Annotated in this window: 10 protein-coding genes; 4 read left to right on the forward strand and 6 right to left on the reverse strand. The window is 48.6% G+C overall.

Annotated elements, in window-relative coordinates; translation table 11 throughout:
- Positions 1 to 128: 128 nt before the first annotated feature.
- Genes L3C95_RS20945 through L3C95_RS20955 form a run of 3 tightly spaced genes read right to left on the reverse strand, consistent with a single transcriptional unit; the run spans position 129 to position 2,691 of the window.
- On the reverse strand, positions 129 to 1,409 hold the full coding sequence (locus tag L3C95_RS20945; protein WP_236390592.1) for a nucleotide sugar dehydrogenase: 1,281 nt from the start codon (positions 1,407 to 1,409) through the stop codon (positions 129 to 131).
- A 10-nt stretch (positions 1,410 to 1,419) separates the two neighbouring features.
- A complete protein-coding gene (locus L3C95_RS20950) occupies positions 1,420 to 2,187 on the reverse strand; it encodes a tyrosine-protein phosphatase (protein ID WP_236390595.1) in 768 nt (255 codons plus the stop codon).
- A gap of 24 nt (positions 2,188 to 2,211) precedes the next feature.
- The gene (locus L3C95_RS20955; protein ID WP_236390596.1) at positions 2,212 to 2,691 is read right to left on the reverse strand and encodes a GAF domain-containing protein; all 480 of its coding nucleotides are present in this window, start codon (positions 2,689 to 2,691) and stop codon (positions 2,212 to 2,214) included.
- A 309-nt stretch (positions 2,692 to 3,000) separates the two neighbouring features.
- Between L3C95_RS20955 and idi the strand changes: the two genes are divergently transcribed.
- Together idi and L3C95_RS20965 are read left to right on the forward strand one after the other, a co-directional pair.
- Positions 3,001 to 3,516: an isopentenyl-diphosphate Delta-isomerase gene (idi, locus tag L3C95_RS20960; RefSeq protein WP_236390597.1), complete on the forward strand. Its 516-nt coding sequence runs from the start codon at positions 3,001 to 3,003 to the stop codon at positions 3,514 to 3,516.
- 32 nt (positions 3,517 to 3,548) lie between these two features.
- Positions 3,549 to 4,514, forward strand: coding sequence for a (-)-gamma-cadinene synthase (locus L3C95_RS20965; RefSeq protein WP_236390598.1), 966 nt, complete (start codon positions 3,549 to 3,551; stop codon positions 4,512 to 4,514).
- 229 nt (positions 4,515 to 4,743) lie between these two features.
- Here L3C95_RS20965 and L3C95_RS20970 read toward each other — a convergent pair whose 3' ends face one another.
- Positions 4,744 to 5,781, reverse strand: a complete 1,038-nt coding sequence (locus tag L3C95_RS20970; protein ID WP_236390599.1) for a hypothetical protein — start codon at positions 5,779 to 5,781, stop codon at positions 4,744 to 4,746.
- A 167-nt stretch (positions 5,782 to 5,948) separates the two neighbouring features.
- Between L3C95_RS20970 and L3C95_RS20975 the strand changes: the two genes are divergently transcribed.
- Complete coding sequence (locus L3C95_RS20975; RefSeq protein WP_236390600.1) at positions 5,949 to 7,640, forward strand: sodium/sugar symporter; 1,692 nt, start codon at positions 5,949 to 5,951, stop codon at positions 7,638 to 7,640.
- A gap of 796 nt (positions 7,641 to 8,436) precedes the next feature.
- Entirely contained in the window at positions 8,437 to 9,321 is an 885-nt protein-coding gene (locus L3C95_RS20980) for an inositol oxygenase (protein ID WP_236390601.1), read from the forward strand.
- A gap of 73 nt (positions 9,322 to 9,394) precedes the next feature.
- Here L3C95_RS20980 and L3C95_RS20985 read toward each other — a convergent pair whose 3' ends face one another.
- Both L3C95_RS20985 and L3C95_RS20990 read right to left on the reverse strand, forming a co-directional pair.
- Positions 9,395 to 12,325, reverse strand: coding sequence for an FAD-binding and (Fe-S)-binding domain-containing protein (locus tag L3C95_RS20985; protein ID WP_236390602.1), 2,931 nt, complete (start codon positions 12,323 to 12,325; stop codon positions 9,395 to 9,397).
- A gap of 102 nt (positions 12,326 to 12,427) precedes the next feature.
- Positions 12,428 to 13,336 (reverse strand): DUF72 domain-containing protein, encoded by a 909-nt coding sequence (locus tag L3C95_RS20990; RefSeq protein WP_236390603.1) that lies wholly within the window; start codon positions 13,334 to 13,336, stop codon positions 12,428 to 12,430.
- Positions 13,337 to 13,416 lie beyond the last annotated feature (80 nt).

Here is a 13,416-nt window from a genome sequence, read left to right on the forward strand (position 1 = left end):
CCTCGATAAAAGCAGCGGGACGTAAGTAAAGTTAAAGAAATCTTTTTACAACTGATTGATTTAGTACATAAAAAAGGCAATACCACCCAGATATTGCCTTTTTTTATTTAGTGATGACTGTTACTGTATTACAGTCTTGCATCTACGAGATTACGGTCTATACAGGCTTTTGTGTCAAAAATGACCGCATTGTTGCGGGCATGTTTTTTAAAGTCAAATTCCAGGAATTCCCGGTGTGCCACCGCTATGACTATCCCATCATACACTTCATCTCCACGCAGCTGCGTCGTGATCTGTACGCCATATTCCTGTTTTACTTCCTTCGGATCGGCCCACGGATCATATACTGTAATGTCCAGTCCGTATTGTTTCAACTCGTGATAAATGTCCACTACACGGGTATTGCGTACATCGGGGCAGTTTTCCTTAAAAGTGATGCCCATGATCAGCGCTTTGGCGCCTTTGATCTTGTGGTCTTTTTCGATCATCAGTTTGACGATCTTGTTGGCTACAAAATAGCCCATCTGGTCGTTGACCCTTCTGCCGGACAGGATCACCTGCGGATGATAGCCCAGTGATTCTGCCTTATGCGCCAGGTAATAAGGGTCCACGCCTATGCAATGCCCGCCTACCAGCCCGGGTTTATAGCGCAGGAAATTCCATTTGGTGGCTGCTGCTTCTATCACATCATTGGTGTCAATGCCAATACGGTCAAAGATCAGGGCCAGTTCATTTACAAAAGAGATATTAATATCGCGTTGCGCATTCTCGATAGCTTTGGAGGCTTCCGCTACTTTGATGCTGGGCGCTTTATGCGTGCCTGCCGTTATGATAGAAGCATATAGCTCGTCGATCCTGGTAGCTATTTCAGGTGTGGAACCACTGGTCACCTTTTTGATCTTTGTCAGGGTATTGACCTTATCGCCCGGATTAATACGTTCGGGGGAATAGCCGACGAAAAAATCCTGATTATAGCGTAGCCCGGACGATCTTTCCAGCACCGGCACACAGTCTTCTTCTGTACAGCCTGGGTAAACGGTAGATTCGTAAATCACAATGTCACCCGGTTTAAGGATGCTGCCCAGCATGGCTGAGGCGGTCAGCAGGAAGGTCAGGTCGGGCGACTTAAACTCGTCAATAGGAGTGGGAACGGTAACGATAAAGACCTGATGCGCCTTCAGATCATGCTTATCTGAAGAGAAGCGCAGTCCGGCGGTGGTATCTGCTTGCTGCCCCTGCCGGATAACGGCCTTCAGGTCTTCAATGTTGGCTTCACGGGTTTTGTCCTGGGCATTGCTGAGTTCCTGTACCCGGGCTTCATTGATATCAAACCCCAGTACGTCATATTGTTTGGCAAACTCAATAGCCAGCGGCAGGCCAACGTAGCCAAGACCAATAACTGCTATCATGTAGAGTAGATTATTTTATAGCCTGAGCCGGTGTCGTGAGTGTATTATTTTTAAACGGATAGGTTTCCAGCAGTTTCACCAGCTTTTTGTCTTTGGCAATGGCTCTGATAGCCTGTAAATGCTTTTCATGGTGCAGATCCGTACCGATAAAATCGACCAGCTGATTGTCGATCAGCCACTCGGCGGCTTTCTGGATATGCTTACCGTAATAACCTGCCAGCGACAGAAGGTTTACCTGCAGATAACAACCTCTTTGCTTGAAGGTTATATATTCATCCGTTTGCTGGTGGTAGTAGTTGTACCGTTCCGGGTGGGCAAGTACAGGCCGGTAGCCTTGTGCCGACAGCTCGAATAGCCACTGATGCAGCTGAGGCGGTGCACACATGAAAGATATCTCTACCAGCAGCAGCTCTCCACTGAGGGTAAGCAGGCGGGAGGATTTCATCAGCTCCTCGAAATATTCATCCATGTAATACTCTGCCGCGTGGTGATAGGTCACAGGACAGCCTTTGGCCTTCAATGCCTCTTTTACATCCGCGAAAGGAGCGGCGAGGGTTTCTGCCGAGTTTGGATAGCGGTCGATGATGATATGCGGAGTAGTAATGACCTTTTTAATACCCAGTTCATGTAAGGTTTCAACGAACTGGACAGCCGTTTCCACATCCTGCACGCCATCGTCCACACCTGGCACCAGGTGCGAGTGTATGTCGGTTTCTATTCCTGCCAGGAATGGAATGTGTGCAGTTGCGGTATCAGTTTTTTTACGGAAAAAGAACATAATCAGTGGATCTGGTCTGTGAAGTTACACTTCAAAGTTGAGGGATGCTACTATCTCTTCCAGGAAAACCCGGTCAGTTTCATCAAAATGATCCAGGTGCTCGCTGTCCACATCGAGTACGCCAATTACCTGGCCATTGCGGATAACAGGAACCACGATCTCTGATCTTGACAGGCTGCTGCAGGCAATATGACCTGGAAAAGCTTCCACATCGGGTACGACCAGGGTTTGGGCTTGTGCCCAGCTGGTGCCGCATACACCGCGTCCTTTTTTAATACGTGTGCATGCCACGGGACCCTGGAAGGGGCCAAGTACCAGTTCATCGCCTTTTACAAGGTAGAAACCCACCCAGAACCAGCCAAACTGCTCTTTCAACGCCGCGGCTGTATTGGCCAGATTGGCCACCAGGTCGGGCTCACCGGTTATCAATGCGTTTATCTGCGGAATAATAGACTTATATTCTGCTGTCTTGTCTCCTTTTAATATGCTCAGGTCTTCTGCCATAGGTGCAAATATAATGAAACTTGCAGGGAGCTATGCAAAAGGGCGGCAGCTGTGAGATAAAATGAACAACTGCAAAAGATAAAATGAACAAATAAATGCGTAATTTGAAGCTGTAAGTTTTAACCCACCGCTGCCATCAGCAATATCCCTATTGAAAATCCAGCAACCAAAATTTAAGAGTCACCTTAAAAGACACCTGTTATGATGAGCATCCACTCCCCGCCGGGCAACGGTATGTTGCTGCTATAAGGGTACTTATGCCAGCCGGAATTCGTTTACATAAATTATGAACCATATATTTGTCATTGTATGAAAGCACAGGTTATATTGGTGAATGAGCTGGATCAGGAAACAGGATTGATGGAGAAGATGGAGGCACACGAGAAAGGATTGCTTCACAGGGCTTTTTCCGTGTTTATTTTGAATGATCAGGGTGACATGCTGTTGCAGCAGCGTGCACTTGATAAGTATCATTCCGGCGGTTTATGGACGAATGCCTGCTGCAGTCATCCGTTGCCGGGAGAAACTGTGGAAGCGGCGGCTCACCGGCGTCTTTCAGAGGAAATGGGATTTGACTGTCCCTTACACGAACTATTCCAATTTACTTACCGCACAGAATTTGACAATGGTCTTATTGAGCATGAATACGACCATGTATGGGCAGGCACTTACAATGGTGCTATCAACCCCGATCCCAGAGAAGTGCACGCATATCAATATTTACCCGTAAACGAAATTATCCGGTTAATGGCAGAGGTGCCCGGGCAGTTTACCAGCTGGTTCAGGCTGGCTTTTCCCAGAGTAATTGACCAATTAAGGGTCTGATGGCCCTATTCACCTCTTAACCATTTTTTACTATGCCAACGATCACCTTGCCACGGATAGCCTATCCGTTCCCCTCTTCTATTAACCAATTTGTAACAGCAGCTCACGAACAGAACCGCCAATGGGTACAATCCTTCGGATTTATTACAAGCCCTGAAGCTTTAGCCCGGTTCGACAGATCACGCTTCGCATGGCTAGCCGCCCGCGCCTTTCCGCATGCCGACTTTCACGAACTGTGTATCATTGCCAACTTCAATACCTGGTTATTCATGCTGGACGACCAGTGCGATGAAGCCCAACTTGGTAAGAAAGCACTTTCTCTGGAACAGGTGACAGACGGCTTCATGAACATTCTGAGACATAATACACCTATTGATACTATTCTGGGCAGGAGTTTTACCGACATATGGGATCGTATGCAAGCCATTGGAGACACCGCATGGCAGGCAAGATTTATCCGTAGTATGGAGGAATACTTTACTTCCTGCCACTGGGAAGCTGGCAACAGGGCAGCAGGCGTTACCCCTACCGTTGCGGAATACGTCACCATGCGCCCTTATACCGGAGCATTGTTCGCCGATGTGGAAGCCATAGAGATCATCGAAAAGGTGTATCTGCCCGCCCACATCCTGCAACATTTTATCGTACAACGTCTTGTACTGGCCTGCAACAACATTGTATGCTGGGCCAACGACATCTTCTCCTGCGCCAAAGAAGCCCGGCAGGGAGACGTACACAATCTTGTTTTAGTACTCAGACATGAACGCAACATTTCTTTACAGGAAGCGGTAGATGAAACCGTGCGGATGCACAATGAAGAAGTGAAACTCTTTACTGCCCTGGAAAAATTGCTGCCTTCCTTTGGCGCTGAACTGGATAAGGAACTGGAAAGATTCCTCTCAGTACTGCGTTCATGGATTACGGCGAATTATGACTGGAGCTTCCATGATACCGGCAGGTATCAGGTGAGAGAAGTGGAAGTACTTGCAGAGAAATAGATAGTGTAAACGTGTCGGTTCTAATTGGTGCCCCGGCGCAATAAACGTGGGCCTTGTACGTAGCCAGGTGCACGACATCACGGGGCTGACCAAAGTAAAATGAAGGCTTCTTGCATTGCTTAAATGATAAGAGGTCTCCATCGGGTACCCGAATAAAACAGGGCTGACCATTACTTTGGTCAGCCCCTTTATTTGTAACCGGCCTTAGGCAGGATATATGAACATTGAGTTATGGATGGTTTCGGGCTTTTCTCATCCTCTTCTCCAGCAGCTTGCCAATCCACCAGAAAGACAATGCCAGAATAGTGAAGAACACACCTTTATGCGTACGGTCCCAGAGGTATTCAAAATATCGCGTATAGAGGTCGAGCAACAAAAATAACACTGCCATATCCCTGACCATCGCGTCATGCTTCTTAATACCCCAGATCAGCGCCAGCACACACAACACCGTAAATGCCGCCACCCACCAGAGCAACTGCACCTGTCTTACATGCTGCCATTGTTCCCAGGAGGCCGAGTTGCCGAAAATAGAGATCATCCATCCGGAAAGCAGCAATAAAAGCCAGCTACCTGTCCATGTAATATCCCCCACGTGTTTGTATAAACGATTGTTACGGAACAACAGGTGAATGCCCGTCATAATAATTGCCAGCAGGAAAGTCCGGCAGGGGAGGTTCATGCCCAGGAAATAGTCGCCGCCGGAGATATAATAGGTCAGTTTTACATAAGCCGGTATCAAACATATAAGCGTAGCGGTCCAGAGCAGGCGGGAAGACAACAATATCCCCAATATAGCGTATGTGGCAGTAGCCAGCAACCAGAACACGCCGTAGTTGCCATTAAGGTATTGCAGTGTCTTTCCCAGGTATACTACACTAACGCCCACACTGAGCACCGGCAACAGCCAGAATAATTCCCTGTTGAGGGAGTAGTCAGGATGCTTCTGCTGGCGGCGGTAGCCATGAAAGCAAAGAAATACGGTCAATGCTGCAAATAGTGTGGAGATAATACCATCCGTGAGGGAAAACTTCAGTCGTAAGACCTCGATCCATTTTTCGTCCAGCACCAGCGACCCAAAGGCCATCAGGGCGCAGGAGATGGCTGCAATGAAGATATACAGCGTCACCACCTGCCAGTCGCCTTCCCTGATCCGCCAGCTCTCTTTCAGACGGCCGGCCTGCTCTGACGTGATCAGCGATTCGGATTCCCACTGGCGGATAGCCTTCTGCAAAAGGTGCGCTTCCTTTTTATCTACTTCTAACATACGGGTAAATATATGTAAAAAACGTCCACCGGTTTAGGGGCATAGTATCATTTATATCAGCGGACTATAGAAATAATGCTTATTTGAGTATCTTGCCCCGCTTTTAATACTATCTAACTTAATGCCACGGTCTGCAGACGGTTATCTGTGGATTTTAACTTCCAGATATGAATCAATTGACTGATACACATCACTTAAGATACTGGGACTACCTGGTATTTTTCATCTATTTTATTATTGTGGCCGGGTATGGTTACTACATTTACCAGCGTAAGCGGGCAAAAACCACCAGTACCAAAGACTTCTTCCTCGCGGAAGGTTCTCTTACCTGGTGGGCGATAGGTGCCTCCCTGATCGCATCCAATATTTCGGCAGAACACTTCATAGGGCAGTCAGGCTCCGGGTTTGCCCTCGGTCTGGCCATATCCACGTACGAGTGGATGGCTGCCGCCACACTCATTATTGTGGCGGTATTCTTTATACCGGTCTATCTGAAGAATAAGATCTACACCATGCCACAGTTCCTGCTGGAGCGGTATAACTCCACAGTGAGTACAATAATGGCCATTTTCTGGCTGCTGGTATATGTATTTGTGAACCTGACATCCATCATTTACCTGGGTGCGCTGGCCATCACTGCCATTTCCGGTATACCATTCCTCTGGTGTATTGTGGGCCTGTCTGTTTTTGCCGTGATCGTGACACTGGGAGGAATGAAGGTGATCGGTTATACGGACGTAATACAGGTATTTGTGCTGATCGTCGGCGGACTGGCCACTACTTACCTGGCTTTACGCATGGTGTCAACCCATTTCGGGTATGGAGAGGATATCCTGAAAGGATTATCGCTGGTACGTCAAAAGGCAGACTCCCATTTCCATATGATCTTCTCAAAAGAACATAATTATTACAAGGACCTGCCAGGTCTGTCTGTCCTGATAGGTGGTATGTGGATCAATAACCTGAATTACTGGGGATGTAACCAGTACATCATTCAGCGTGCCCTGGGAGCAGATCTTAAAACAGCACGCAGTGGTATCCTGTTTGCTGCGTTCCTGAAACTCCTCATCCCTGTGATTGCCGTACTGCCGGGTATTACCGCTTATGTGCTGTTCCAGGAAGGCGTGTTTAACGAAGAACTCCGTAATGCCGCAGGCGTCATAAAACCGGATCAGGCATATCCGACCCTAATGAACCTCCTGCCGGAAGGTCTGAAAGGGCTGGCCTTTGCCGCATTGACAGCAGCAATCGTTGCTTCGCTGGCAGGTAAGGCAAACAGTATCTCTACTATCTTCTCGCTGGATATTTATCACCGTTATTTTAATAAGGAGGCTTCTGAGAAGCAGCTGGTGAAAGTGGGCCGTATCACGGTGATCGTGGCGATGGTGATCGCCAGCCTGGTGGCTCCGGCCTTAACCACGCTGGATCAGGCCTACCAGTTTATACAGGACTACGTAGGTTTCATTTCCCCGGGTGTACTGGCTATATTCCTGCTGGGCTTCTTCTGGAAACGGACCACTTCTAACGCTGCGCTGGCGGCGGCAGTGCTGACTATCCCATTGTCCACCGTGCTGAAGTTCGTGCCTTTATGGATGGACCTGTCCCCATTGTATAACTGGGGACTGGCGGTACCTAATGAAGACGGGGTGTATGAAATTCCGTTCCTCGACCGTATGACCATCGTGTTCGCAGTGCTTGTGTTGCTGATGGTCATTATCACATTGGCGGATAAGAAGAGCAAGTTGCAGAAACGCGTGATAGAGATCGATACGTCTTTGTTCAGGAGCTCTCCGGGTTTTATTGTCGGAAGCGTGATTATTATGGGAATACTGGCAGCATTGTATACAGTATTCTGGTAGTCGTTAAACAAAAGATGATATGTTATAAAAAGGCGTTCTGGCAACCAGAACGCCTTTTTTATTATTGCCGGATGACTGTCACTATCCGGTACCACTTCGCTGACAATGGCCTGGGATGGTATATCTATAGGCGCTATAGTCCTGCGTTACGCCTGCCATTCTATAGCGATGGCTATAGAATAGTGGCTGTAATGCTATAGTAGAGAGCCTATAGGCTAAAGATTCTACCGGATTCGTAGCGAATAGGTATGCTTTAGATTGACAGCAGATCAGGATCACTTAATAGACAGACGTACCGCCACCGTCCAATAAGGGGAAGCTTATATTTATCGTAGGGTCAGCGGAAGTAGCAGCGGTTTCAGATGGGAATGGCGGGCCTTCGGCTCTCCGGTGACACGACCGGTGCGGTCAAATCCATCCCACCAACTCCGATTCGCCTGACAAACGCCCAATAGCCATTCAGAGAGGCGCCGACCGCCATCCCATACTGAAACCGGGCTACTTAGCGTAGATAACCGACAACACCCAAGAGGCTCCAGAGAAGGCGCCATCCCATACCGAAACCGGGCTACTTAGCGTGAATAACCGACAACACCCAAGAGGCTCCACAGAAGGCGCCATCCCATACCGAAACCCGGCTACTTAGCGTGAAAATCGTCACAGCCACTCATGCGTCCGACACCAGGGAATCTAAACCGAAATTTATCCCCACATAATATTTGCGGAAATCGATTGAAATACGTAAATTGTAAATGCAGACGATCTATTTTCTCCAACATTTCAATATCCACGAATTATGAGCTCAAACAACTTTACTGGTGAAGAATTAAACCCATTACAGAGCATAGAACAATGGGAAGACGATGTGGTGTTGCGCTATCCCGAGCCAGGGGTTGCAGAAACGGCCAAATCCAAAGAGGAATACAGGAATTATGACAACCCGGGCAGAGATACAGTGCGCGAGTTCTACCGGCTGAATCATAAGTATCAGACCTACGATTTCGTGCAGGAGAAGAAGAAAGAGTTCCTGGCTTTCAGTAGAAAGGAAATGCCGGTTTGGGGCGCAATGGAGTTCCTGAATACCCTCGTGGACGATTCTGATCCGGACATTGAACTGGACCAGTTACAGCACCTGCTGCAGACCGCAGAAGCCATCAGGGCCGACGGTCATCCTGACTGGTTCGTACTGACGGGCTTCATTCATGATATGGGTAAGGTGCTTTGCCTGTTTGGTGAACCGCAATGGGCGGTGGTAGGAGATACCTTCCCCGTAGGCTGCCAGCATTCCGATAAAATAGTTTATCCTGAATTCTTTGCCGACAATCCTGATGCAAAGGATGAACGTTATAATACCAAATATGGTGTATATAGTCCCAACTGCGGACTGGACCAGGTGGACATGTCATGGGGACATGACGAATATCTTTACCAGATGGTGAAAGATCATATGCCTGAACCGGCTTTATATATGATCCGCTACCACTCTTTCTACGCACAGCATCGTGAGAACGCCTATGCGCATCTGATGAATGAGCATGATCATGAAATGTTTGAATGGGTAAAGAAATTCAATCCGTATGATCTCTATTCAAAGAGTCCAAAACCTCCTGTAATAAGCGAATTAAAGCCATACTATGAGGATCTTATAGCAAAATATTTACCTGCTAAGATCAGGTTATAAATTGCCAATTGTGTTTAAAAACGGAAAGGCAGACCTGTGATGGGTCTGCCTTTTATGTTGTAATAAAGTGTCGTTATACTAATGCATCGTACAGGATCTCTACCGGGTGCATGGATTTACGGCCGGTACCGTCTTTCACCTGGTGCCTGCAGCTGGTGCCGGGAGCTGCAATGATCGTTTCCTCCGCCGCATTACGTACTGCCGGGAATAATACCAGCTCACCGATCTGCATAGAGAGGTCATAATGCTCCTTCTCATATCCGAAGGAACCGGCCATACCGCAACAACCGGAAGGAATGATCTCCACGGAATAGTTTGCGGGCAATGACAGGATATTTTTGCTGTGCAGTGGTGTGGACAATGCCTTCTGCTGACAGTGGCCATGCAGTTTGATCTGCCTTTTTTCACTGGTAAAGAGCGTAGTTGGGAGATGACCAGCAGCGGCTTCTTTACTCAGGAATTCATCTATCAGGAATACATTCGGAGAAAGCTTCCTGGCCTTTTCTCTCAGCTCTTCCCTGACGAGGTCAGGATATTCATCCCTGAAACTGAGAATGGCAGAAGGTTCTACACCCAGTAAAGGCACATCGTTATTGATGATCGCACTGAAGATGCGTACGTTTTCCTCCGCAAAGTTGCGGGCCTTACGCAGCAATCCTTTCGACATCCAGGCGCGGGCGCTTTCAGGATGTTCTATCATCTGCACATCATAGCCCAGGCGGTGCAGCAGTTTAACGGCCTTGATACCGATATGGGTGTCGTTGAAGTTGGTAAACTCGTCACAGAAGAGATATACCTTTTTCTTAACGGCAGCAATTGGCGTCTTTTCGCGGGGCCACTGCTTTTTGAACCAGCTTCTGAGTGTTGTGGACTGCAGTTCCGGCAGGGAACGTTTCAGTGCAAAGCCGGAAGTCTTCTTAATCAGGTTGCCCGTCAGCGGCGTATTCACCATCCAGTTATAAATACCCGGCGCTATCGTGGCCAGGCCATTGAGGCGGGTGAAATTGCTGATCAGTTTTGCCCTGAAAGGAACGCCATTGGCATCGTGATAATGCTGGAGGAATTCCATTTTCAGTTTCGCCATATCGACATTGGACGGACACTCTGATTTACATCCTTTACAAGCCAGGCAGAGGTCCAGTACCTCATAGATCTCTTTATGATCGAAACGGTTCTCTTTATTGGAATGCGTCAGGAACTCACGGAGGATGTTGGCCCTGGCGCGGGTCGTATCTTTTTCATTGCGGGTAGCCATGTAGCTGGGACACATGGTACCGCCGCTTTTCTCTGTTTTACGGCAGTCGCCGGAGCCATTACATTGCTCCGCATGCTGCAGGACGGTCTGTTCGGGAAAGTGGAACACGGTCTTCAGCTGAGGGGCCTTCTGTCCGGGTTCATACCGCAGCATGCTGTTCATGCTCGGCGTATCAACGATCTTATTCGGATTGAAGATATTTTCCGGGTCCCACGTATACTTCAGCTCACGCAGAAGGGCATAGTTTTTCTCCCCGATCATCTGGCGGATGAATTCACCACGCAGACGGCCGTCGCCATGTTCTCCACTGAGGGAGCCTTTATATTTCTTTACGAGGGTAGCTATTTCTTCTGCGATCTTCCTGAACAGGCGATTGCCTTCTTCCGTTTTCAGGTTGATGATGGGACGGAGGTGGATCTCACCACTACCGGCATGCGCATAGTGAACGCTGTACAGGCCATATTGCTTCAGGATATCGTTAAAATCGCGGATATAAGCGGGGAGGTCGTAGATATCAATAGCGGTATCCTCAATCACGGGAACAGCTTTTTCGTCGCCCGGCAGGTTACTCAGCAGCCCCAGGCCGGCTTTACGCAGTGTCCAGATCTTTTTGGTGTCATCACCAAACAGCAGGGGGAAGTGATAACCCAGTCCGGCTGCCTGCAACTCTACAATAAGGCGGTTGGCCACTTCTGTGATGGCGTCCCGGTTATCCCGGCAGAATTCCACCACGAGGATGGCGCCAGGATCGCCCTGTACAAAGAAGCGGTTCTTGCTCTGCTCAATATTGTCTTTGGTACATTCCAGTATGTAGTGGTCGATCAGTTCACTGGCACTGGGTTTATATTGCATAGCAATAATATTAGCGCGCAGGGACTCGTCGATGCTGTTGAAGTGTATGCAGAGCAACCCGGTTTCTTTGGGTGGCAGTGGCGATATATTCAGTTTGATCTCTGTCAGGAAGGCGAGGGTACCTTCAGAACCGGCAATGAGTTTACAGAAGTTGAAATCTTCTTTACCGGCAGTGAAGGGGGCTGTTTCCAGCAGCAGGTCGATAGCATACCCTGTATTACGGCGGGTGATGCTGGGTTTGGGAAATTCCCTGCGGATCTCCTCCTGGTTGCTATGGTTGCCCAGCAGGGTGCGGATCTGACGATATACGGTGGTTTCCAGTCGGCCGTCGTTCTTTTCACAGCGGGCATGGAACTCGTCGGCCGAAATGCTGTTAAACACCACATCTGACCCGTCGCTGAGGATGGCCTTTACTTCCAGCAGGTGTTCGCGGGTGCTGCCGTATACCACCGAGTTGGACCCACAGGAGTTATTGCCGACCATTCCCCCTATCATCGCCCTGTTGGCGGTAGAGGTTTCTGGTCCGAAGTAGAAGCCATAAGGTTTCAGGAACATGTTCAGCTCGTCTCTGATGACGCCTGGCTGTACCCTTACCCAATGTTCTTCCGTATTGATTTCCAGTATCTTAGTGAAAGTTCTTGAAACATCTACTATAATCCCGTTTCCGACTACCTGTCCTGCGAGGGAGGTACCGGCAGTACGGGGGATGAGCGAGGTTTTATTGGCGCGGGCGAAAGCGATCAATGTCTTTATATCCTGTTCATTTGCCGGGATCGCCACGGCCAGTGGCATTTCACGGTAGGCTGATGCATCGGTGGCGTATAGGGTACGCATGGTGTCATCGTCATATAGTGTACCCGTCAGATCACGGGCCAATCCCCTAAGCTTATCTCGCATATTATTAAACTTCCCTTTTCAGAGAGTAAAATTAATATTTAGAAAATTGGGACACAACTACAATTCGAATTAAGTTCCATTTTAGGCCGCATGCCTACAGCATCAGAATAAGCTATTCTGCTGGGCAATGAACGTTGGTTTCTGCAACTGTATGCCGCACACCTCTTTAAACTTGTCTACCAGGTAGACGGTCAGTTCAGGAGAATAAGCCTCATCATGCATGTGCATGAAGAAATACAGCTCCTGCAGTCCATGTTGCAACCAGTAGTGCATACGGTTCACCCAATCGTCGATACGGACGTAATCGGTAGGGTGGAGGCTGTTGCCTACAAAACGGATAAAGGCTTTCGCAATGGGCATGTACATGTGGGCACAATCACGGCGGCCTGAGGTATCGGTAATGATGGCGCCCACGTTGAGCTGCTGCAGGGTGCTGAATAGTTCGTCCCTGATGCTGGCATCGCTGTACCAGTCGGGGTGACGCACTTCCAGGAAGAATTGCAGGTCTTTCGGCAGGCTTTCCAGGTAACGGAACAGGTTGTCCTTTCTTTTGGGCGAATATTTATCGCTCACCTGGAGAAAGATAGGGCCCAGGTGGTCGCCAAAGGCGAGGATACCTTCCAGGAAGGATGTGGTCTGGAGGCTGGCATCTATGAGATTGCTGTAATGGCTGATGGACTGCGGTACTTTGGGGCAGAATTTAAAGTCCTTCCCCTGAGCGCGGACGTCCCATTTTTCTATAGCATCAGGGCCATATATCTTGTAATGGGTAGCATTCAGCTCAATGCTGTTGTAATGATGCACATACTCATCCAGGAAGTTGGCTTCTTTAGTGCCTTTGGGATAGATCTTGCCGATCCATTCCTTGCGGCCCCATTTAGCACAACCCAGATAGATCTTTGGTTGCTTAACAGGTTTCCCCTTGAGGGCTTTTTTATTAAAGGCCGGTTCAGCCGGCAGTTTGAAGTCTATTTCGTCCAGCAGGGCCGGATCAACACGACCAAAATCCATAATAAGTGAATCTTTTGCCGAAGGTAATGCATTATGCTTTTACATGAAGCATTCCGCATTCCGGGGCCTGCCTGCCCCAT

Source organism: Chitinophaga filiformis, from assembly GCF_021646545.1.
Taxonomy (GTDB): Bacteria; Bacteroidota; Bacteroidia; order Chitinophagales; family Chitinophagaceae; genus Chitinophaga; species Chitinophaga filiformis_A.

Coding starts and splice junctions, on each gene's coding strand:
- L3C95_RS20945 (WP_236390592.1), bottom strand. CDS start 1,409: ATGATAGCAGTTATTGGTCTTGGCTACGTTGGCCTGCCGCTGGCTATT.
- L3C95_RS20950 (WP_236390595.1), bottom strand. CDS start 2,187: ATGTTCTTTTTCCGTAAAAAAACTGATACCGCAACTGCACACATTCCA.
- L3C95_RS20955 (WP_236390596.1), bottom strand. CDS start 2,691: ATGGCAGAAGACCTGAGCATATTAAAAGGAGACAAGACAGCAGAATAT.
- idi (WP_236390597.1), top strand. CDS start 3,001: ATGAAAGCACAGGTTATATTGGTGAATGAGCTGGATCAGGAAACAGGA.
- L3C95_RS20965 (WP_236390598.1), top strand. CDS start 3,549: ATGCCAACGATCACCTTGCCACGGATAGCCTATCCGTTCCCCTCTTCT.
- L3C95_RS20970 (WP_236390599.1), bottom strand. CDS start 5,781: ATGTTAGAAGTAGATAAAAAGGAAGCGCACCTTTTGCAGAAGGCTATC.
- L3C95_RS20975 (WP_236390600.1), top strand. CDS start 5,949: ATGAATCAATTGACTGATACACATCACTTAAGATACTGGGACTACCTG.
- L3C95_RS20980 (WP_236390601.1), top strand. CDS start 8,437: ATGAGCTCAAACAACTTTACTGGTGAAGAATTAAACCCATTACAGAGC.
- L3C95_RS20985 (WP_236390602.1), bottom strand. CDS start 12,325: ATGCGAGATAAGCTTAGGGGATTGGCCCGTGATCTGACGGGTACACTA.
- L3C95_RS20990 (WP_236390603.1), bottom strand. CDS start 13,336: ATGGATTTTGGTCGTGTTGATCCGGCCCTGCTGGACGAAATAGACTTC.